This window comes from Thermococcus cleftensis (assembly GCF_000265525.1).
GTDB lineage: Archaea > Methanobacteriota_B > Thermococci > Thermococcales > Thermococcaceae > Thermococcus > Thermococcus cleftensis.
The window spans coordinates 1053613-1074805 of record NC_018015.1; the positions used below are offsets into that span (position 1 = coordinate 1053613).

Consider the following 21193-nt stretch of genomic DNA (forward strand, 5'->3'; position numbering starts at 1 on the left):
CTCAGCACATGTTTTGTCACCATCATGTTCAACTATGTTTAAAACGCTATTTTTCAAGTTGAAAGACGGTGGGACCCATGAATGCGTAGGAAGGGTTTAATCAGGCTGGAATACCAACCTGAGGAGCTTCAGTACCTTATCTCAAGCAACGACGTTGAGGAAATGCTCGCAGACTATGCATCAAGTCACAGTATCTCGGAGACATAAAGAGCTTGAAAGGTTTGTGTGGCAGTTCCTGAGATTTGTAAAGACCGGGAAACTTGAATCAGGGAATGGAATAAAAGCCCCTACCAAGAGAGAAGAGTATGTTGTTTCACGAAGAGTTTTGGTGGAATATGTAAGGGCCCTAATTGGGGCAGGGTACTCAAACTCATCAATGACAAAAAGACTGCAAGCAGTAATTTTGCTGCTGAGAAGGATGGGAGTTTCGGAAGTGCTGATAGACGTGCTGAGAGACCCGTTGCGGAAAGTAAACGCGGCAAGAAAAATTGAGCAGGAAGAAAATACCCCGGATTTAACACTCGAAGACGCTAGGGAGTTCTTTAAAAGGCTGGAACGGCTGTTTCATCTCGGTAGATTGAAAGAAAAACAGTATGCAAAGGCACTGGCGTTTGCACTGCTGCTCTTCAGCACTGGCAGAAGAGTCAGTGAAATTGTGCAGATCAGAGTGGACGACATCGACTTCGAGACACACAGCATCAAACTATCCTCCGACCGGACAAAGGAGGGCAAACTGCTGGGAATAGAGGGTCATAAAACAGTATTCATGACCAGAGAGACAGAATATGCGGTGAAATACTATCTAGAACTCAGTGGAGATGAAATCAGAAGGCGGGGTGGATATCTCTTCATGCAACCGGGCAAGAGGAGCTTGAAGGATACGTTCCTGCACAAGATAGCGAAGAAAAGCAGAAATCTGGAGGGCCTTGGGGCAAATTTGAATTTCATTACCAGCGATGGACTTCACAGATTCAAAATCAAGTACTTCAGAAAGCTCTTCATACAGGGGTGGGAGAGGAGGGCCGAAGAGAATGGAATGAACAATGAGAAGGTGTTTGGGGCGGTCAGAAAGCTAACCGGACACAGGCCATCAAATGATGTCCACAGAACCAACTACGCCAGAATAAGCGTGCAGGAGCTCTGGAAGTACTACAGAGAGCTTTACTACGACATCAGTGTGCTCACGGAAGAGCAGAAGAGAATGATAGGGATATTACCAAGAAAAACAGCCTCTAAACCCATAATCTCTGCAGGAAGCTTCAACAGGCCTTCAAACACAAATATCGCCATCAACCGGAAGATGGCATTAACGGCTCCAGTTCACAGTCCAGAGTACATGGGTCTCTTAAATTGACATCTTTTTGCTTTTTTCCGTTATTTTTGGGAGAATAAATATTCACAGAGTATTTTACTGGCCACGGAGACAGGACGGGTCACAATAATCGGCTCACGGTTCGATATTTGATTGGTGAAAAATTAAACATGTGTTTTTATCTGAAATTCCAGTTAATCCAGCAGGTCCAATGTCGGGAGTTCTCAGGGTTTCAGAGAAATTGCAGGGCTGTATGGTAGCCCCGCCGGGATTCGAACCCGGGTCGCGGGATCCAAAGTCCCGCATGCTTGGCCGCTACACCACGGGGCTGCCCGATAGAAAAGCCGAGTCTCAGCTTATAAATCTTAAGTCCTGTTTGCGGTAGAAAAGTGAGAAAAGGCTCAGAGAATCAGAGACACTAGATCCCTTATCGCCTTCTCCGGGTCCTTGGCCTTGGTTACTCCGCTTGCGAGAAGAACGCCGACGCTTCCGAGCTCCAAAGCCTTCTTGACGTCCTCGCCCGTGCTTATTCCCGCGCCCGTGAGAACCTTCACGTCTGGATTGACTCTTTTAACCAGCTCGACCGTGTTGGTTATGACCTCGGGCTTCGCCTTGCTGACCGGGATCCCAGTCCCTATCAGTTCAGGCGGCTCGACGGCAACGTAGTCCGGGCCGAGTGCCGCCACCGCCGCTGAAACGGTCGGGTTGTTGGAGCAGACCATCGTCATTAGCCCAACTTCCTCGGCGCGCCTTATGGCCGCCTCAAGATCCGCCAGGACCATTCTGTTCTCGGAGTGGTTGAGGAGCGTTCCCACCGCTCCGGCTTCCTTCACGGCCTCCGGCAGAACGTGGCCGGTGTGGCTTCCGGGCTTTATCGGGTCGATGTGCTGGGCAAAGACCGGGATCTCGACCTCCTGGGCTATCCGGTAGAGGTCTGCCAGCTGCGGGGCAACGACGATGGTTATGCCGGTCTCCTTCCACACCTTCTCTGCCGCCTTGGCTATCCTTAAAGCCCCTTCACCCGTCGCCTGGGCGTAGGTCTTGAAGTTAATCGCTATGATCGGCTCCCTCAGCTTCGCCATGGGTATCACCGTAGGTGTTATGTCTTTGTACCTTAAACGCCTTTCCCTCAGGAGTCCCGTTTCCACTGGAGAGTGGCCTCCCGAATGGATCTATCAGGCCGGCCCGTATGAGGGACGAGCTGATTTTGGGGCCAAGGGAACTTTTCACGAGGCCTATGGTGACTATCTCAAGCGGCCTTAGCCCGTTCTCCTCCCGCGCGCGGTTTACTATGAGTGCACCCTTGTAGGTCTCCTCGCTGACCACTATTGCCTCCAGGCTTTTCATCTTATCGGCAAAGCCTATCGCAGTCTGTATCTTGATAACGCGGTAGTTGGAGTAGCCGTTCACCTCGAAGAACTTGATCAAATCCTTCAGACGAATTTCGTAGGGGAGTATCTTTTCGGCGTAGGGCTTCTCGCGTATCATCTCGTCCGAGGTAAGGCCGACGTAAACGTATTCTCCCACCTCAAAGGCCTTCCTCAGCAGGGCCTTATGCCCGAGGTGGAGCCTGTCAAAGGTTCCGCCCACAACGACCTTTCGGTATTTTCTCTTCATGAAGATGCCTTAGGTGGCTGAACCAATAAGCTTTTTTATCGCCTGGAGAGATTTCCGTGGAGGTGATGGAATGCGGAAGCTCGCGGTTCTGATTCTCACGGTTCTTCTCATCGCCCCCGCGGTGGGACTCGCGTCGGCCGCCGATGACCCCCAGCCTCTCTTTGACATCGACTTCGTCATCAAGGCCTCCCCCGCGCAGGTGAACGGCTCGGAGGTGTGGCTGGCCACCTTCAAGGTTCACGCCGTCCTGAAGGACCCTGCCTACAGGGCTTACTTCGAGGGTCTGGCCGCCAACAACAGCACGATGGCGGAGGAGGAGTTCAGGGACTTCGTCCGCCAGCTGATTTACGAGAACCTCAAGGACAACTTTGAAAAGCGCTTCGAGGCCGCGAACATCTCGAGCACGATATACCTGCCCGAGGGTGGTCCGGTTCGCGTTCTCGACAACTGGTCTGCTTCTGTTACATTTGTGGTTTCCAACTTCCTCGTGAGCGACGATGGGAAGGTCCTCAGGTGTCCCCTCTCCGGCCCGATGGACTTCGTCTTCAAGGGACACGTATTCGACTACAGCTGGAAAAAGATGACCCTGATACTGCCCAAGGACTATGAGGTGAAGAACCTGGCTCCGAAACCCGACGACTTCACCGATGGTGTGGCCATATGGACAGACGGTGATTATATACCGCTGATCGAGCTTTACACCCCGGTTTACACCTTCGTCAGGTTCCTGAACTCGACCCACAAGACGATAGAGATGATGTATGATCCGGGCGAGGGGTACGTTCAGTTCAACGCGACCTTCACCGGGGCAAACGCCAGTGAGAGCACCCTGAACTACCTAATCAAGAGCTTCCGGGGCACGATGGACATCATCAGCATCGATTCCCTGCAGAAGAACGGTAGCATCGTGGTGATTGGAATCGCCAGGCCGGAGGTATCTTACAGGGAAACCTCCAACGAGAAGATCTGGCAGGCTGTTTTGAAGCTCCCCGGGAGGTTTGATGAGATCCATGTGTACGGTGGTACCTACCAGCTCGCACCGGATAACACGGTCATCATAACCGTGACGGAGAAAAAGCAGAACTATCTGCCCTACCTCTGGGGTGGGCTGGTGCTGGCGCTGGTGGCTGGAATTGTGGTCTACAAGAAGCGTCGCTCGTCTGGAGGGCCAGCTGGGGACGGAGAAGGAACGTCCCCCGAAACTGGGGGAGAATCCGCTCCGGAGGAGGAAAGCGGGGGTGAGTGAATGGACTTCTTCTTTTATCCATCAAGCGTCGCCGTGTTCGGGTCATTCAAAGAGGGGGCCATAGCGTATGAAATCCTGAGAAACATCGTTGAGGGTGGCTTTGAGGGGAGAATAGTACCTGTCAACCCGAAGGGCGGAACCGTCGAGGTCGCAGGGAGAACCCTCCAAATCCGTGAGAGGCTCGATGAGCCGGTCGATACCGCCATAATCGCGGTTCCAGCTAGGATAGTGCCCGATCTCATCGATGAAATCGGCCCCTTAATCAAGGGCGCCGTGGTGATAAGCGCCGGCTTCTCCGAGGTCGGGAACGAGGGGCTGGAGCGCGAGCTGGTTGAGAGGGCGAGAAGGCACGGCGTTCGCCTGATAGGTCCGAACTGCGCCGGCATCTTCGGCGTCCACGGGAAGTTCTTCGGCTCCTTCGAGGTCCGGGTCAAGCCAGGGGGCTTGGCTCTCATCAGCCAGAGCGGGGCCTTCGGGGGGGCAGCTTTGGCGATGGGCAACGACGAGGGAATAGGCTTTTCCGCCTTTGTAAGCTACGGAAACGCCGCCGATTTAAACGAGAGCGACTTCCTGGAGTACTTTGCCAGCGACGAGAACACGAAGGCCATCGCCCTCTACATCGAGGGCGTCAAGGACGGGAGGCGCTTCCTCAAGGCACTCCGCTACGCGAGTGCCAGAAAACCGGTGATAATCCTCAAGGCGGGGAAGAGCGCTGGCGGTGCCAGGGCGGCCGCTTCCCACACGGGCTCGCTCGCAGGTTCCTACGAAATCTACCGCGCCGCGTTCAAGCAGGCCGGGGCCATAGAGGTCGAGGAGATGGAAGAACTGTTCGATGCGGCTAAGGCCTTCGAGATGTATTCAACTGCCGGAAAGCGGGTGGCCGTCATCACCAACTCCGGCGGACCGGGCGTTCTGGCAACGGACAAGCTCGAGAGGCTCGGCCTTGAGATGGCCAAGCTGAGCGATGAGACCGTCGAGGAGCTTCGCTCCTTCCTCCCGCCCCAGTGCTCCGTTAGGAACCCGATAGACCTCATAGCCGACGCCGACTACGAGCGCTACAAGAGAACCATCGAGATTGCCTGCAAAGACGAGAACGTCGATTCCCTCCTCGTCATCTGCGTGCCGCCCATCTTCATACCGGGCGAGGAGATAGCCAAAGCCGTCATCGACGCCAACTGCGCCAAGCCTGTTGTGGTCAACTTCATGGCCGGCGAGCTGGTCCGGGAAGGCGTAAAGCTCCTTGAGGAGCACGGCGTAAAGAACTTCCCCACGCCGGAGCGCGCGGCCAAAGCCCTGGGGTGGCTATCCCTCCGCTGATTTTTGTTTTGAATGTTTCCCTGCGTGGCCCGGCAACCTTTTTATATCCAACTTCAGAGCGTCCAACGATGATAGCGTTAGGCATAGAGGGCACGGCCCACACCCTTGGCATAGGCATAGTTACCGAGGAGAAGGTTCTCGCCAACGTATTCCACACTCTCACCACAGAGAAGGGTGGAATCCACCCGAAGGAGGCCGCGGAGCACCACGCGAGGCTTTTGAAGCCCCTCCTCAGGAAGGCCCTCGACGGGGCAGGGATAACGATGGAGGACGTCGACGTCATAGCCTTCTCCCAGGGGCCGGGCCTAGGTCCAGCTTTGAGGGTCGTTGCGACCGCCGCGAGGGCGCTGGCGATAAAGCACGGTAAGCCCATAATAGGCGTCAACCACTGCATAGCCCACGTCGAGATAACTAAAATGTTTGGTGTTAAAGACCCCGTCGGTCTCTACGTCAGCGGGGGCAACACGCAGGTTTTAGCTCTGGAAGGCGGCCGCTACCGCGTCTTCGGCGAGACCCTCGACATAGGCATCGGCAACGCGATAGACACCTTCGCGAGGGAGCTCGGCATAGGCTTCCCCGGCGGGCCTAAAATTGAAAAGCTCGCGTTGAAGGGCGAGCGCTACATCGAGCTCCCCTACGCGGTCAAGGGAATGGACCTGAGCTTCTCAGGAATCCTCACCGAGGCCGTGAGGAAGTACAGGACGGGTAAATATCGCATCGAGGACCTGGCCTACTCCTTCCAGGAGACGGCTTTCTCGGCGCTCGTTGAGGTGACGGAGAGGGCCTTAGCGCATACGGGCAAGGAGGAGGTAGTGCTCGTCGGCGGCGTCGCGGCCAACAACCGCCTCCGCGAGATGCTGAAAACGATGGCCGAGGACAGGGGGGTTAGCTTCTTCGTTCCGCCCTACGACCTCTGCAGGGACAACGGGGCGATGATAGCGTACACGGGACTCAGAATGTACCTCGGTGGCGTTCGCTTCTCTCTGGAGGATACTGTGGTGAAGCAGAAGTTCCGCACGGACGAGGTGGAGGTAGTATGGGGCTGACCGTTCCCCACGTCGTTCTCCTGGCGGACATAGTGCTGTTCTTGGTCATAAGCTATGCTGCCGTCTACGCCATCAAGAGGATACACCGCTACGGGGAGCCTCTGGACAGGTTCATAATAATAATCGCCGCCTCGCTTTTTCTCGCGGCCGCCGGGAGGTTACTTGATGTCATTGATGACGTTACTGAGCCGGATCCAGTGATTTTTTCAGCCGAGCAAGTTCTGTACTTTTTCTCGATAATTGGGGTGGCCTACGGTCTTTTGAGCTACATAAGCAGCGTTGAGCGCAGAATCCTTCCGGCTCCCGTCAAGGGTGTTGGAAGCGACGACCTTTCCCCGGGGGGCTACCTGTACACTGGAGAGGGGGAAGTGCAGGAGCTCATAGCCTCCGTTAAGGCCCCGGTGCTGGTAGTGACGAGGAGCCCCTGGAAGTACAAGGAGTTCGAGAACGTCCAGACGCTCTGGGTTACCCAGGCGGGGGAGGAGGGCGTTGGTCCCACGAGGCTCCACGTCATTCTTGAGGCCGCCGTGAGCTTTATGCGGGGGGGCGGTAGGCTGGTTATAATAGACTGCCTGGAGGTCCTCATTCTTTACAACGACTTCAGCTCGGTTTTCAGGTTTCTCTCCACACTGAAGGATTACGCGGTCAGTTCCCGCTCCACTCTCCTGCTGCTGGTGGGTCGGGATACCTTGAGGGAGCGGGAGTTCAAGCTTCTTGCGAGGGAGTTCCAGCCGATCAAAAACCTCCGGGAGATACTCAGAACTTCTTCTTGATTCTCATCGTGTACTTGGGGTACACCTCGTTGGTGAAGCGCACGAACTTGGCCCGCCTTGGAGAGAGCTTTATCCTTATGTCTGTCTCCGGTTCGAGGTAGGTGTAGAACTGACCGTCGATGGCGAGGATTATCTCCCTCGTTACCGCCAGGTTTCTAACGTCTATCGTGCTGTATGAGGGCACTATCATCGGCCTTGAGCTCAGCGCTATCGGTGCAAGGGGGGCTATCACTATGACGTCCAGCCTGGGGTCCACGAAGGGGCCGCCCGCGCTCATGGCGTAGCCCGTCGAGCCAGTCGGCGTCGAGATTATCAGACCGTCGGCCCTTATCTCGTCCGCCAGGCCGCCGTCGATGTAGTACCTCAGGTGGATTATCTTGCCGGGAATTCCCGTCAGCACCGCGGCCTCGTTGAGGGCATCGGGAACCCTGTTCTCACCGTCGAGATAAGTTCTCAGCTTTATGCGCTCGTCTATGTGGTAATCGCCCTCTATGAGCTTGCTTAGTGCAAAAAAGGCTTCATGGGGCTCAACCTCGGTGAGAAAGCCGAGAGTGCCCATGTTTATCCCAAGTATCGGTATCTCTTTCCTTGTTCTATGTTCAACCCTAAGTATCGTTCCGTCCCCGCCTATGACCACTATGAAGTCCACGTCGAAGTCCTCGAGCGGGAGGACGTCCTCTTCCCTGAACTCCCTCAGGTGCTCGTAGGTTTCCCTGTCCACGAAGACCTCGTAACCGCTGACCTTGAGGAAGTCGTACACGCGGTAGGCCAGCTTTAAGGCCTCCATCTTGTCCCTTCTCGCCACGACGCCGAACTTCATAATCCCTCACGCCTGGAGGCTTTTTCAAGCTCAGCGTCCTCGTCGAGGACTCGCCGGTCGGGGGCTGGGAGGGCCAGATCTCCCCCCTCCGGCTTGAAACCCGCGGTGACGAAGGAGCCTATGACCGTTGGGCCCCAGTAGGAGATGAGCCTCTCCAGGAGAACCCCGGTGACCGAGTACTGAGGGTCTATGCCGAGGGCTATGAACACCGCCGTGTTCACGGCTTCTATTATTCCAGCCCCTCCAGGAACGACGGCGAACATGCCAACGACCATCGAGACGACCAGGACAACGGTTATGGCTATCGGTTCTATCGGGTGCTTTATGGCCAGGAAGATGAGGTAGTAGCGGAGTATTGTGAGAGTCCAGTAGACGAAGGAGTAGAAAACAGCCATCAGCGTGGCCGACTTGCTCTTTGCAAGTATCTTGAAGTCATGCTGGAATCGGGGTATTGTGACCTCGTCTATCTTCTTAAAACTTTCAATGCGCTTCTCGGCGCCCTTTGGTGATATCCTGGCGTACTGGCGGTATATCCACCAGATGGCCGAGTGGGCTTTTTTCTCGCTCATCAGCAGCCCGATGACGAGGGCGGAGAAGCCTATCATGATGACGTCCAGGATTATAATTAAGACCGTCAGGCCGGTTTCTCCAAGGCTGTACACGTAGAGGGTCGCGAAGAGCATCATCACGCCTATCGGGACGAGGTCGAGCATTCGGTCCATCATGACGCTGGCCGTCATCGGACCGTAGGGCTCTTTCGTCTCCCTGGAGAGGTAATAGACCCTTATGAACTCCCCCAGTCCCTTGGCCCCAGGGCTTATGTTGTTGAAGAACATACCCACGAATATCGCCTTGAAGACCTTGAGGAGGGGAGCGCTTATGCCAAGGCCCTTCAGCAGGACTTTCCACCTCATCGCCCAGGCGAGGAGGGTGACGAGGTAAACCACTATTGCTAGGAGGAAGTACTCTATGTCGGAGTTCCTGAGTATGTCCGCTATTCCCTGCGCCCCGGCCCAGTTTATCAGGGCGCCAATTACTATAAGCGCACCGGCGAAGAAGGCGATCCTCTTTTTGTCCATCTCCCAACACCGCTGACATTGAACTACTTCTGCATCGAATTTATACCTTTCCCTCCCTCCGCTCCTCGCTGACTTTTATGCCGAAATGGGTCATCACCCCGGCCCCTATAACCGTCGGCGCCCAGTAGGAGATGAGTCTCTCGAGGAGGGTCGCGGTTACGGCTATGTCCTTGTCTATGCCCAGGAGAACGTAGACCGCCGAGTTTATGGCCTCTATTATCCCGGCTCCCCCGGGTATTATCATGAACATTCCGACAACTATACCTATCATCTGGACGACCATCACATCGAGGAGCTGGATAGGGCTGTTTATGCTGAGGAAGATGAAGTAGGAGCGGAGCAGGACGAGGAACCAGAAGGCGAAGGAGTAGAACAGGGAGAGGAAGAATGCCTTCTTGTGTTTAATGAGGAGCTTGAAGTTCTCCTGGAACTGGGGCACGCTTACCTCCACCGCGTGGACGAACTTCTCCTCGTACTTGGCTGCCTTCTTGGGCATTATCCTGCCGAACTGGCGGTAGAACCAGTAGAGTATTCCCTTCGTCTTCCTCTCGCTCAGCAGTATTCCGACGGTGGCGAGGGTTATGGCGGCGAAGAAGATGTCCAGGAGGAACAGTGTCAGGGTAAGCGAGAAGGAGCCGAGCCGGTAAACGTGGGCCGTCGCGAGGAGGAGCATCACCACGACCGGAATGACGTCCATTATCCTGTCCATCATTATGGTGGCGAAGACGTGGCCGTAGGGCTCGCCGGTCTTCTTGGAGATGTAATACATTCTGACGGGCTCGCCACCCCCCCTTGCCCCCGGCGTTACGTTGTTTATGAAAACGCCCACGAAGAGCCCCGCGACTATCGTCCTGAAGGGGGCGTTTATGCCGAGGCTGTTGAGCAAAACCCGCCAGCGGAGGGCCCACATCAAGACCGCGGCTACGTAGGCCAGAACAGCCAGGAGGAAGTAGTCCAGCCTGGCCGTCCGGAGTATCTCGATGACGTCCTCTACGCCAGCCCACCAAAGGAGCAGGATTATTATCACCAGTCCAAGCCCGAGGAGGGAGTACTTCTTCCAGTCCATCGCTACACCTTCCTAAATCGGGCTATGAAGAAGCCCTGGGTCAGGTGCCTGTTGGGGTAGAAGCGCTGAACCTCGTCAATTCCCATACCGCTCGAACCTATGAATAGGCTCTGCTCTTCGAGCTTTAAACCTTTGCTCATGACGTACTTTACGTTGGCCTCGTTCTCCTCGTAGCTGAGGGTGCAGGTCGAGTAGACCAGAACGCCGCCCCTCCGGAGGGACTTTATGGCGGCGTTTATGAAGTGCCTCTGGTAGCGTGCGGTGGCCTCGATGTCCTTTGGCGTCCTGCTCTCCCACAGCTTCGGTCTTATTCCCAAAGCGGTGCACGGTGCGTCGAGCAGTATCTTGTCCGCCTCGATTCCCAGCTCGGGGAGCCTCCTGGAGTCCATGTGTATTGGCTTGACGTTTTTAACCCCAAGCCTCTCCAGCTCCCCCTCCATCTTTTTCAACCTGTTCTTGGACTTGTCCATCGCTATTATCTCGCCCCTGTTCTGCATCAGCTGGGCGATGTGGCTGGTCTTTCCTCCGGGAGCGGCCGCCATATCCACGATAAGCTCCTCCTCGCCCGGCTCCAGAACGTGCGCGACCACCATTGACGGTAAGCTCTGGGCGTAGAAGAGGCCCTCCTTAAAGCTCTCAAGCTCGCTGAGGCTCGGAAGCCTGAACTTTGGCAGGGTGACCTCCACCGCCAGGCCCCTCGTCGAGACCACCATCTCCTTGGCGCTCATTCTGGCGATGCCTATCCCGACGAGCAGTCCCCTCGGGTCCCTTATCTCGACCTCGTCGCCGGGCTTGATTTTCTTGTCCGCCTGCAGAACCCCTGGCGCGTAGAGCATCGCCCCCTGGTAGACGCTCTCCGCCGCGAACTTGTTGGCCCTCACCACCGGAAGGCCCGGTTCGTGGTCATCGGGAAAGTTGGGGCCTTCTCTCTCGAAGTATATCCCCTCCTTGAGGTAGGGGCTTCTCTTCGGCTTTAGCCCCTCCCTCCTGAGGATTCGCATGAGCTTCTCCCTGCTCGTCTTGAGGGTGTTAACGCGAATGTAGTACTTCTCCACCGGCGTCCTGAGCGAGGCCATTATCTCCTCGGCCTCTTTACCAAAGAGCTTTCGGTAATACTCCCTCAGCTCCGCCGGGAAGGCCTCCTCGTAGCTTTGGGCCATAGCCACACCTCAGAGGTCGAATATTTCGAAGCGCTTCCCGATGTCTATGAGCCTCAGGAGGCCCTTCTTCAGCGCCCCGACGCTTCCAAAGTTCGCCTCGAACTGGAAAACCTTCTCGTCGCTCTTCTCGATCCTCTCAAGTATCTCGGTCGGGGAAACCCTCCCGTCGCGCCTCCAGTTGTAGACGTCGCTCAGGAAGTCCTCGCTCCCGTAGATGAAGCTCCTGGGGAAGAGCTCGAGGAAGAGGCCGACGAAGTTCTCGCTTATTCTCTCCCTGGGAACTGCCACGACGAGGTAGTAGCTCTCAGGCGTTGCGCCCACCTCTATCTGGGGCTTTACCTCAAAAGCTGGGTGGGGGTAGTTCATGGGCCTCCACTCGCCGTCGAGGAATACGTAGGCCCCGAAGACCTCCTCCACGTCCTCTACCTTGAATCCCTTCTCCGGCAGCTCGCGCTTGAGCTCATCGTTGAGCGTGAAAATGCCCTCCCACATCGCGTTGAGGAACTCGTGAATCTCTCTGACGTTCATGGCTCTCACCAAAGGGGAAAGAGGAGGGGCCCTTAAAAACCTTCATCTGAGCATGTCCTCGAGGAGCCGGTTCAGCTCACCCATTATGTCAGTCTTCACGGTCTCCTCGTAGCTGACCAGCTTAACGTGGTAGTCCTGGTTCATTACCCTGATGTCCAGGAACACGTCCGCCCTGACTTTGCTCACCTCGCCGCTCTTGATGTGCTCGGCCCAGACCTTGGGGAGCGAGTCCTCTTCAATGTAGGTCTCAACGTCCAGCGTCGCGTAGCCGTTGGCCGGGATCACCACCACCCGGGCCGTCCTTCCGTCGCCTATCTTGATCTCGTTGGCGTAGACGTCGAAGCTCACGTTGCCGATTGGAATTGGGAAGGCGTTGGGGTTGTGGAACTTCATGTGGGCTATCAGCCTGGCCCTTCCGTTCTCCTCCCCTGCCCAGTCGAACCTCGTTTCAACGAGCGCTGGAGTTTTCACCAGCCCCCCGGCCAGGTCCTTGCTCTCGGCGGTGAAGTTCAGGTACGCCAGGACGTTCTCGCTTATCCCCTGCTCTATATCGGTCTTGATGGGGATTATTCCGAGCAGCCGGCCCTGGAGGAGTATCGCCACCGTGCCGCTCTGCCCGTTGTTCATGTAGTTCACGAGGGAGCGCACGAGGTTGTAGTTGTCTATTGCAAGGACGAAGCTCACATCAGTCTCTGTCGCCCCGTACTCGAACCTGGTCACCCTAGCCACTGGAATGCCGGTGAACTCTATCCTCAGCTCTTCTATAGACGCGGGGACGAGGAGGGGCTTGCTCAGCTTTGCCTCCACCCATATCTCCGTCGTCTTCTCGTTCACGTAGCCCCACTGGGCGCTAACGCGGGGGCTGAGGGTGTAGGCCGCGTAGGCGACGTAGCCCACCCAGACGATGAAGATTAACGCCAGTCCGAGGAGGAGGTACTTGAGGTTCATTTCTCTCACCTTTGGATTTCTATATCCAAAGCCCGTTTAAAGCTACCGCTCACTTTCCTCTTCCCCGCAGGTACGTGTAGAGCACCACCACGACGACGAGCGCGCCGATTGCGATGGCGAGATTTCTCAGGTTGCTCTCCGTCTTCGTGTTCTCTCCCACGGTTATCCTCACTGTCTCCTCGAAGACGTAGACGTTGTCGTCGCCCTGGCTCGGGTCCCCAACGGCCCTTATCCTGAGGCCTATGCTGTACTCTTTGGGGATCGCACTCCTGTCTATCTTGAGGACTATCACCCCCTGCCCCCTCTCGCCCGGTCCGAGGTCGCCGACGTAGTCGGTTCTCTTGTCCAGGGTGAAGGGCTGGTCGGCCTTGACGACGCCCTCTACCATGACGCTCGTCGCTTTCTCGCCGCCCGTGTTTTTCAGGGTGATGTACACATTGACGGTCTCGCCCTGGAGCGGCTCAGGCTCGACGGTGACCTTTTCCACCTCTATCCTCGGCCTCGCACCCACTATTACCGGCACCGTGAGGGTCACGTTTTTCTTCACTCCAAGCTCGTTGGTGTAGGTGACCAGGAGCGGTATCTCGTAGGTGCCGGCGCTGGCGTTCTCGGCGACGTTCACCCTGAAGGAGCCCTGGGCTGAATCACCTTTTCCGAGGCTCCCGAGGCCTATCATCTGCTCGCTCGAGTCGCTGAGGCTGAAGGGCCACTCCGGCAGGGGCTTCACCACCACGGTTCTCGCCGTCCCGGTTCCAACGTTGTCCACCTGGAAGCTCACCTCGACGTTGTCCGTGCCCGGAAGGACTCTGCTCGGCGAGGTCGAGGCCTTCGAGAGCATCAGCTCCGCCTTACCGGTTATCTCAATCCCGACGAGCCTTTCGTCCGTTATCTCCTTCCCGTCCGGCTCGCTCAGGTACTTCAGCTCTATTCTAAGGGGATAGATTCCGTTGGCGAGCTTCTCGTTGGCCTTCACCGTGAACTCCAGGGTCACGTTCTGTCCCGGCATAAGCTCTGCCGCGTACTTCACGTTGTCCTCCCCCACGGGCAGGAAGGCCTCGATGCTCTGCTTCGCCAGCTGGTGCATCAGCCCGTTGAGGTAGTCCTGGAGGTTCTGGCTGAGCTGCTCGCTCCCCTGTACCGGAAGCTGGGAGAGGGCGGATAAATCCACGTTGCTGACTTCCCCCTGAACCGGCACCTGGTAGGAGTTTATCCTGAGGCTCAGGGCCTTCACCGGCTCGGCACCCTCGTTCACCAGGGTGAAGCGGACCTTGAACCTGTCCCCGGGGCTTATCTCCCCTGGCTCGGTCTCGACCCGGGTTATCTCGACGAAGCCTTCTCTGCTCTTCTTGACGGTGAGGGCGACGAAGTTGTAGGTCTGGAGCATCTTCATGTTGGCACCCAACCCGGTGAAGTAGGCCACCCCGACGTAGAGGGGGTAGGTTCCGGTGTCGGCGTTGGGGTTTATCTTGATCCTGAAGGTCAGGGTGGCGTTGTCCTTGCCCTCCAGGTACTCGATGTACTGAACCGCGCTCCCCTCGGGGTAGAAGACGCTCTGGGACAGGCCGCTCTGGCTGAGGGCCATGGAAACCGCGCTCGCTATGGAGGAGCTGTCGTTGAAGCTCATCGGCGTTGGGGTGACGAAGACGTTCAGGTAGCGCACCTTCATTGCTCCCTCGTTCCTCAGGTGAACCTTAACCGTGACCGTCTCGCCCGGCTGGACCGTCTGGGGAACTTCGACACTGGTCACGACGAGGCCCGGCAGGGTTGAGGTTCTCCACTCCGGCGGCCCGCTGACGCTTACCCTCACGCCGTTGGGGTATATCTCGTTCACGGTCACGTATGCCTTCTCTCCATCGACGTCCAGCTCAACCGTCTCCCCCTCCCTCACAGGGGTCACGTCGGGGTAGGTCACCTCCATCAGGACGTCCTCCTCGCTCAGGCCCAGCTCCGGGTGGGTCTGGATAGTCCTCACCACGGCCTCCCCGATTTCCCTCGGCGGGGCGGTGTTCAGCCACTGGTAGAAGCCGTAGGCGTTGGCGAGCAAGCATGCGTCGAAGGCGGGTGTGTTGTTCACGTACTCGGCGCACTCCGTCAGATCGTAGCCCTGGGTCTCGGCCAGGGCGAGGAGGAAGGTCGGGTCGAGCAGGAGGAACTGTATCTTCCTCGGATCGGGAACCAGCATCGTCTTGTACTCGGCGTTCAGTATCTTGCCGTCCTTCATTATCACGAGCATCGCGTAGTACTCACCGTTTCCGTAGTCCTTCACGGTGTCGGCGAGCGTTATCAGCAGCGGGCCCACCAGGACGGCCTCGCCTTTGCTGAGGTAACCCTCGAAGAGAGGGCTAACAGTTTCAGATGCGGAGACAATTCCTCCAAAGGTCCCAAAGATGAGTAGGGCCGTAATCAGGAATCCAGAGCACTTCACGGTGAACCACCTCCCGTTTTCTTTCCGTAGAATATTTGAAGCAGGGCGGGCGTGACGAGGTAAGCCGAGGTCATCGAGGCGAATATTCCAAAGGCCAGGGTGAGGCCGAAGTCGTGTATCGTCGGAAGCTCGCCGGCGAGAAGGGCCAGGAAGCCGCCTGCGGTGGTGAGGGCACCTGCCAGGATTCCTGGCCCCACGCTCCCCACGGCCGTCACTATGGGCTTCGGGTTGCCTTCATTCATCTCCTCCATGAAGCGGTGGGTGAGGTGCATTCCGTAATCGACGCCCAGGCCCACTATCATCGAGATGACTCCAGCTAAGCTCTGGGTGAAGGGTATCCCGGCCAGCCCCATGAAGCCCACCGTCCAGAGGGCGCCGAGGAACATCGGGGTTATCATCGCCACCGAAACCCTGATGCGCCGGAAGAGGAGGAGGACGATGAGCACCACGAAGACCGTTCCGTAGGTGGATATGCGGTTTATCTCGACGTTGGTGAGCTGGTCGAGGACGTAGTTGAGGTAGAGGTCCCCGGTCAGGGAAAGCTCAACCCCCGGCGGGAACTGGGTTTCCTGGGCGAGTTTGGTTTCCTCCTCGAAGTACCTCATTATCCTTCTGAAGTCGTCCATGCTCGTGCCGCCGAAGTCGCCCGTGAACTTGATTATCGCCATGGAGTAGTCGCCCGAGACCATGGACGGCCCCTGGTACTCGGAGAGGGCCTCGCTTATCTTCTCCCTGTCGTTGGGTATGTAGCCGTACTTCTCGTAAACGATGTCCGCCGGGCTCTGGGAGCCGAACACACCGTTGTAGTAGGAGTCCGCCTTCACCAGGTTCTCGAAGCGGTACATGGCCCTCACTACCGCGGGGTTTCTCACGTCGTCCGCCCTCACCAGGACGTAAAGCTCGTCCTGGCCGCCGAACTCGGTTCTCACGTCCATTAGGGCCTCTATCTCGGGCATTCCTGGGGGAATGAACTTCTCCAGCCTCACCTCCGTCGTGACCTGGGTGACCCCGTAGGCGAAGAGCAGTGTAATCAGGAAAACCGCGCCGAGAAACGCCCCGGGCCTGGCCTTTATGGCTTCCCCAAGGGAGGTGAAGAACCTTCCAATTGCTCCCGTTCCGGAGCGTACCTCCGGGCGGACGTGGTGTCCCTTGAGCCTCATCATAACGTCCTCTTCCAGGATTATCACGGCCGGCGTGATTACCACCGCGTTCAGGGCGGCCAAGCTTAGACCGAGTATTAGAGTGGTCGCGAGGTTGTGGAGCATTGGGAGGCTCGAGAGGTACATCGCCGCAAAGCCCGCTATCGTCGTCAGCGCCGCGCCCAGGAGGGCCTTTCCGGTCTCCGCCACAGCCTCGGCCGCGGCCTCCTCAACGTCCTTGCCATTGCGCCTCTCCTCGTAGTACCTGTTGGTCACGTGTATGCCGTAGTCGATGCCCATTCCGACGAGCATGGCCCCTATCGTGGTGGTTGCCAGGTCGAGGGGAATGCCGGCCAGCCCCATGAAGCCCAGCGTCATAACGACCCCGAAGACGAGGGGGATAAGGGGAATCAGGGCCTTGACCGGGGAGCGGTAGAAGTAGAGAAGGAGTGCTATGACGAGGAGGAACGATATCGCCATCGTCTTGTTGAGGTCGCGCTGGAGGAGCTGGAGAATGCGGTAGGTTATGCCTATGTTACCGGTCTGAATTACCTCGACGTTCTGCGGAAACTTGACGCTCTCTATGTCCTCCTGCACCCCCTGGTAGACCCTCACGAGGGTCTCGGTCTTCTTCTCCCTGTTTATCGTCACCACTATCATTGTCATCGTGTAGTCCCTGCTGACGAGGGAGTACCTCTGTTCCTCGGGGAGCATGTCGAGGACGAACTTCGCCTCCTCCTCGCTCCGCGGAAGCCTTCCGAGAACCTTCATGTAGATGTCCGCTATGCTCATCGTGTCCGTCACGTACTCCCTCCGCCTGAGCCTCTGTTCGAGTTCGTATATGGCCTCTATCACCTTGGGGTCCCTGACGTCGTAAACGCCGCCCGGCTCGATGGAGTCTATCTTAACCACTATCAGCGTGCTGTCGCCGCTCTGGAACTCATTCTGAAGGGCGTTGTAGTCCTTTATGGCTGGATCGCCCTCTGGGAGCATCGAGCTGAGATCACTCTCGAACCTGAGGCTCTGGATTCCGTAGGCTGAAACGATGAGCAGAAACAGGGCTACCAGCGCGAAGGCCACGCGGTACCTCACTATGATCCTCGCCGCTTTCCTCAGGAGGTCCATGATCTCACCCAACTTTCGGAAATTTCCGAAAGTTTTAAATATCCGAAACTTTAAAAACCTTGTGCACGGTGAAGGACTAACCCCCCTTCGTCGATGGCTGAAATTGGGGTGTGCGCGATGGGTGTTGAGGAGGCGAAGAGGATAGTGATGAACCACTTCGCAGGGGCCGCGAGGAGGTTCGGCTTCAGCGAGCTGTACGGCTACATCTACGGTGCCCTTTTCCTTGCCAGGGAGCCGATGAGCCTGGCTGAGATAGCCGAGAGAACCGGCTACTCACTCTCCCACGTCAGCAGTGCCCTTAAGGCCATGGAGAGCCTCGGCTTCGTCGTGAGGGTGAAGAAGCCCGGCGACAAGAGGGCCTACTACAGGGCCACAAGGCTCCTCAAGGACTGGCGTCAGGCCGCCTACTACAACCGTGTTCTCGAGGACGTGGAGCAGATGAAGACCAACCTCATGAAGGCCCTGGCCGAGCTGGAGGGCGAGGAGGGGGAGGAAGTTGAGTTCATACGGGAGAGCATAGAGTTCGCCCTGAAGAGGAACGAGCTGGCCGAGAGGATAATCCGATACCTCCTGAGCCACGACGACGAGGAGGTTCTGGAGAGACTGGTGGAGTGCCTCGAGTCCGAAAAGCGGTAGCTTTAAAACCGCCGGTTTGTACTCCAGACGGGTGGAATAATGGGTTCGCTCTCATCTCTCCTCTGGGCCTTCTGGTACATACTGCCCGCCTACGTCGCCAACGCCTCCCCGGTTCTCGTGGGGGGAGGCAGGCCCATAGACGGCGGAAGAACCTGGAAGGACGGGCGCAGGATCCTGGGCGACGGAAAGACCTGGCGCGGCTTCATCGGTGGCGTTGCCATTGGAACAATCACGGGACTGGTTCAGTACTTCATCACCCCAGACTTCTACGGCGACCTTGGGACGGCGGTTCTCCTCGCATTTCTGCTCTCCCTCGGTGCCCTCCTTGGCGACCTCATCGGGAGTTTCTTCAAGAGAAGGGCAAACCTTCCGCGCGGCGCTCCGGCCATAGGCCTCGACCAGCTGGGGTTTCTCATAGCGGCCCTCGCCCTGGCCTATCCAGTCAAAACGCTCGACTCGGGCCAGATAATCTTCCTCCTGGTCGTCTCGCCCTTCGTCCACTGGGGTGCCAACTACTTCGCCTACAAGATGGGCTGGAAGAGCGTGCCGTGGTAACGCTTTCGCCCAGCAAGCCTTTTTAACCTCTCCTCCAACTTTTCTCGGTGGTCGAGATGAGGGTTACCGTTCGCTACTTCGCCCGCTACCGCTCCCTGGTCGGAAAGGGCGAGGAGGAGATCGAGATCCCAGAGGGGACAACGGTTCGCGAGCTGATAGAGATGCTCAAGGAGAGGCACCCGGTTCTCAGGAACGAGGTCTTCGCGGAGGAGGACGACCTGGCCGACGTGAACGTCTCGCGCAACGGCCGCTACGTCCGCTTCGATGAAGTTCTGAGGGACGGCGACATAGTGGCGATATTCCCCCCGGTGAGCGGTGGTTGAGATGCTGAGCGAGAAGGAAATCGAGCGCTACGACAGGCAGATAATGATCTTCGGGAGGGAAGGCCAGGAGAAGCTTAAAAGCTCAAAGGTGGCCGTTGTTGGAGTCGGCGGTCTCGGAAGTCCCGTTGCCTACTACCTCGCCGCCGCTGGAATCGGAACGCTCCTTTTGATAGACGAGCAGGAACCTGAGCTGAGCAACTTAAACCGACAGATACTCCACTGGGAGGAGGATCTGGGGAAGAACCCGAAGCCCCTGTCGGCAAAGTGGAAGCTGGAGCGCTTCAACCCGGACGTGAGGGTAGAGACCTTCGTTGGCAGGCTCACCGAGGAGAACATCGATGAGGTGCTCGAGGGCGTTGATGTAATCGTGGACTGCCTCGACAACTTTGAAACTCGCTTCCTGCTCGACGACTACTCCCGTAGGAAGAGGGTTCCCCTCGTCCACGGCGCCGTGGAGGGCACCTTCGGCCAGGTGACCACGATAGTCCCCGGTGTGACGAAGAGCCTCCGCGAGATTTTCCCGGGAGTTAGGGGAAAGAGGGGGAAGTTCCCCATAATAGGTGCAACCGCTGGTGTAGTCGGCTCGATTCAGGCCATGGAGGTCATCAAGCTCCTCACCGGAATCGGCGAGCCGCTCCTCAACAGGCTCCTCATAGTGGACCTCGCCTACAACACCTTCGACGTCGTCGAGCTTAAGTAGGCGGGTTCACTTTCCTCTTCTCGTTTATGGAGGTCACCTTGAAGGTCTCGTCCCAGGTTCCGGCCTGGGTTATTGTCATCTTTCCGAGCACTGGGTCGTCCACTTCCGCCGTCGAGCTGACCGAGAAGCTCAGCCTTCCGCCTACCAGCCTTCCGTCCCTGAACCACAGCTCCAGTTTCCCGTCTCTAACCACCACGTCGGTGTTCTCTGAGACCGCGAAGTAAAGCGCGGCCAGGGGTTTCAGCTTGTAGTCCGGAACGAGGTAGGTCAGCCTGATAACCTCCCCGCCCTCCACGGAGTCCGGCTTCTCCCCCAGGTACTCCCTGGCCAGGCCAACCACGCTGTACCTCCAGAGCACCTCGCTGACGGTCGGATCCTCCGACGTCACCCAGCCCACGGGGGTCTGTATGTAGGTGACGTTGTTCACCACTATTCTAGAGGCGTTGGTTCTGGCTCCGTCCTGAAGGCTCAGGGTTGTGGAGTTTATCCAGGCGCTCCAGGAATCAAAGTCGATGTAGCCCCTCTCGATTATCCTGAGACTCACGTTGTCGTTCTGGGAGGTGCCGTTGCCCTCTATCGTGACGGTCATGTTCAGGGTGGCGTTGCTCAGGTAGGTGAACTGCTTTATCCCCAGGACGTTCTCGAGGAGTCCGTTTAGGTCGAGTTCCGGGGGTGTGAAGGTGGTTGTCGTCGTTTCGGTGGGACTCGATGAGGTTGTGGTTTCCAGGTTTGGGGTCGTCGTTGGAGTCGAAATCTGGCCCTCAGTTGTCGTCGGGGCCTGGCCGTTGCCGCCCAGACAGCCCGCGGTGGCTATGACCAGAAGAACGATGAGCAGGAAGGCGTATCTCCTCATTTTCCTCACCCCCTGAGGCTGGGCTTGAAACCACTTAAACCTTTCCACCGCTCCGTTTTTAATCCCTCATGCCGTATTTCGTGGGGGGTGGTGAGATGAAGGTAAGGCTCACGAAGGAACCCTTCGACCTCAACGAGGCCCTTCGCTATCTCCTGGTTCCCGAGGCAGGAGGTTACGTCTTCTTCCTCGGCAAGGTCAGGAACGAGAACCACGGGAGGAAGGTAAAGAAGCTCATCTACGAGGCTTATCCGGAGATGGCGGAGGCCGAGATGGAGAGGATACGGAGGGAGGCCCTCGAGAGGTTCCCCATTCTCGACATGCTGATATGGCACCGCCACGGGGAGCTCGAGGTCGGTGAGGACACGATACTGATAATAGCCAGTGGGAAGCACAGGAAGGAGGCCTTCGATGCCTGCATCTGGGCCATCGATGAGGTGAAGAGGCGCGTTCCGGTATGGAAGAGGGAAGTCACCGACGAGGGGACCTTCTGGATAGAGGGTGATCGCCTGGTTCCCGGTGATTGAC

Annotated in this window: 20 protein-coding genes, 1 tRNA gene and 1 pseudogene; 10 read left to right on the top strand and 12 right to left on the bottom strand. The window is 57.3% G+C overall.

The window, feature by feature from the left end; genetic code table 11:
* Positions 1-223 precede the first annotated feature (223 nt).
* Complete coding sequence (locus CL1_RS05600; protein WP_187287157.1) at positions 224-1354, top strand: tyrosine-type recombinase/integrase; 1131 nt, start codon at positions 224-226, stop codon at positions 1352-1354.
* A 212-nt stretch (positions 1355-1566) separates the two neighbouring features.
* Here the strand turns inward: CL1_RS05600 and CL1_RS05605 are convergent.
* From CL1_RS05605 to coaD, 3 genes and pseudogenes are all read right to left on the bottom strand, one after another.
* Positions 1567-1642, bottom strand: a tRNA-Gln gene (locus CL1_RS05605).
* A 71-nt stretch (positions 1643-1713) separates the two neighbouring features.
* Positions 1714-2394 (bottom strand): triose-phosphate isomerase, encoded by a 681-nt coding sequence (gene tpiA, locus CL1_RS05610; RefSeq protein ID WP_014788921.1) that lies wholly within the window; start codon positions 2392-2394, stop codon positions 1714-1716.
* Between the two features lie 70 nt (positions 2395-2464).
* A pseudogene (coaD, locus tag CL1_RS05615) lies at positions 2465-2929 on the bottom strand (phosphopantetheine adenylyltransferase); the annotation flags it as partial.
* 70 nt (positions 2930-2999) lie between these two features.
* Between coaD and CL1_RS05620 the strand changes: the two are divergent.
* The 4 genes from CL1_RS05620 (at position 3000) to CL1_RS05635 (ending at position 7311) form a co-directional block, all read left to right on the top strand.
* Complete coding sequence (locus tag CL1_RS05620) at positions 3000-4175, top strand: hypothetical protein (protein WP_014788923.1); 1176 nt, start codon at positions 3000-3002, stop codon at positions 4173-4175.
* Positions 4176-5492 carry an acetate--CoA ligase family protein gene (locus CL1_RS05625; protein ID WP_014788924.1) on the top strand — a complete coding sequence of 439 codons (1317 nt, stop codon included), beginning with the start codon at positions 4176-4178 and terminating at the stop codon, positions 5490-5492.
* 68 nt (positions 5493-5560) lie between these two features.
* Entirely contained in the window at positions 5561-6538 is a 978-nt protein-coding gene (locus CL1_RS05630) for a bifunctional N(6)-L-threonylcarbamoyladenine synthase/serine/threonine protein kinase (RefSeq protein ID WP_014788925.1), read from the top strand.
* Positions 6529-7311, top strand: a complete 783-nt coding sequence (locus CL1_RS05635; protein WP_014788926.1) for a DUF835 domain-containing protein — start codon at positions 6529-6531, stop codon at positions 7309-7311. Before CL1_RS05630 ends, CL1_RS05635 begins: the two co-directional genes overlap by 10 nt.
* On the opposite strand, the gene CL1_RS05640 is transcribed toward CL1_RS05635, so the two are convergent.
* From CL1_RS05640 to CL1_RS05675, 8 genes are read right to left on the bottom strand one after another with little or no spacing between them, the layout of a single operon-like run.
* Positions 7295-8131, bottom strand: a complete 837-nt coding sequence (locus CL1_RS05640) for an NAD(+) kinase (RefSeq protein WP_014788927.1) — start codon at positions 8129-8131, stop codon at positions 7295-7297. The two genes, CL1_RS05635 and CL1_RS05640, sit on opposite strands and share 17 nt — an antisense overlap.
* Positions 8128-9210 (bottom strand): lysylphosphatidylglycerol synthase transmembrane domain-containing protein, encoded by a 1083-nt coding sequence (locus tag CL1_RS05645; RefSeq protein ID WP_014788928.1) that lies wholly within the window; start codon positions 9208-9210, stop codon positions 8128-8130. The genes CL1_RS05640 and CL1_RS05645 overlap by 4 nt, the downstream gene beginning before the upstream one ends.
* A 40-nt stretch (positions 9211-9250) precedes the next feature.
* Positions 9251-10276, bottom strand: a complete 1026-nt coding sequence (locus CL1_RS05650; protein ID WP_014788929.1) for a lysylphosphatidylglycerol synthase transmembrane domain-containing protein — start codon at positions 10274-10276, stop codon at positions 9251-9253.
* Between the two features lie 2 nt (positions 10277-10278).
* Positions 10279-11436 carry an RsmB/NOP family class I SAM-dependent RNA methyltransferase gene (locus tag CL1_RS05655; RefSeq protein WP_014788930.1) on the bottom strand — a complete coding sequence of 386 codons (1158 nt, stop codon included), beginning with the start codon at positions 11434-11436 and terminating at the stop codon, positions 10279-10281.
* Positions 11437-11445: 9 nt separating this feature from the next.
* Positions 11446-11964 (bottom strand): DUF3201 domain-containing protein, encoded by a 519-nt coding sequence (locus tag CL1_RS05660; protein ID WP_014788931.1) that lies wholly within the window; start codon positions 11962-11964, stop codon positions 11446-11448.
* Positions 11965-12006: 42 nt separating this feature from the next.
* The gene (locus CL1_RS05665; protein WP_014788932.1) at positions 12007-12912 is read right to left on the bottom strand and encodes an LEA type 2 family protein; all 906 of its coding nucleotides are present in this window, start codon (positions 12910-12912) and stop codon (positions 12007-12009) included.
* Positions 12913-12961: 49 nt separating this feature from the next.
* A complete protein-coding gene (locus CL1_RS05670) occupies positions 12962-15337 on the bottom strand; it encodes a COG1361 S-layer family protein (RefSeq protein WP_014788933.1) in 2376 nt (791 codons plus the stop codon).
* On the bottom strand, positions 15334-17601 hold the full coding sequence (locus CL1_RS05675) for a hydrophobe/amphiphile efflux-3 (HAE3) family transporter (protein ID WP_014788934.1): 2268 nt from the start codon (positions 17599-17601) through the stop codon (positions 15334-15336). Before CL1_RS05675 ends, CL1_RS05670 begins: the two co-directional genes overlap by 4 nt.
* 117 nt (positions 17602-17718) lie before the next feature.
* Here CL1_RS05675 and CL1_RS05680 point away from each other — a divergent pair, with 117 nt between their 5' ends.
* The 4 genes from CL1_RS05680 to CL1_RS05695 are packed head-to-tail and all read left to right on the top strand — an operon-like array spanning position 17719 to position 19815.
* Positions 17719-18237, top strand: a complete 519-nt coding sequence (locus CL1_RS05680) for a GbsR/MarR family transcriptional regulator (RefSeq protein WP_014788935.1) — start codon at positions 17719-17721, stop codon at positions 18235-18237.
* 39 nt (positions 18238-18276) lie between these two features.
* Complete coding sequence (locus CL1_RS05685; RefSeq protein ID WP_014788936.1) at positions 18277-18792, top strand: CDP-2,3-bis-(O-geranylgeranyl)-sn-glycerol synthase; 516 nt, start codon at positions 18277-18279, stop codon at positions 18790-18792.
* 56 nt (positions 18793-18848) lie between these two features.
* Entirely contained in the window at positions 18849-19115 is a 267-nt protein-coding gene (locus CL1_RS05690) for a ubiquitin-like small modifier protein 1 (RefSeq protein ID WP_014788937.1), read from the top strand.
* Between the two features lies 1 nt (position 19116).
* Positions 19117-19815 (top strand): ThiF family adenylyltransferase, encoded by a 699-nt coding sequence (locus CL1_RS05695; protein WP_014788938.1) that lies wholly within the window; start codon positions 19117-19119, stop codon positions 19813-19815.
* Here the strand turns inward: CL1_RS05695 and CL1_RS05700 are convergent.
* The gene (locus CL1_RS05700; RefSeq protein ID WP_014788939.1) at positions 19808-20668 is read right to left on the bottom strand and encodes a hypothetical protein; all 861 of its coding nucleotides are present in this window, start codon (positions 20666-20668) and stop codon (positions 19808-19810) included. The two genes, CL1_RS05695 and CL1_RS05700, sit on opposite strands and share 8 nt — an antisense overlap.
* Positions 20669-20763: 95 nt before the next feature.
* Between CL1_RS05700 and CL1_RS05705 the strand changes: the two genes are divergently transcribed.
* The gene (locus tag CL1_RS05705; protein WP_014788940.1) at positions 20764-21192 is read left to right on the top strand and encodes a molybdenum cofactor biosynthesis protein MoaE; all 429 of its coding nucleotides are present in this window, start codon (positions 20764-20766) and stop codon (positions 21190-21192) included.
* The last annotated feature ends 1 nt before the right edge of the window (position 21193 follow it).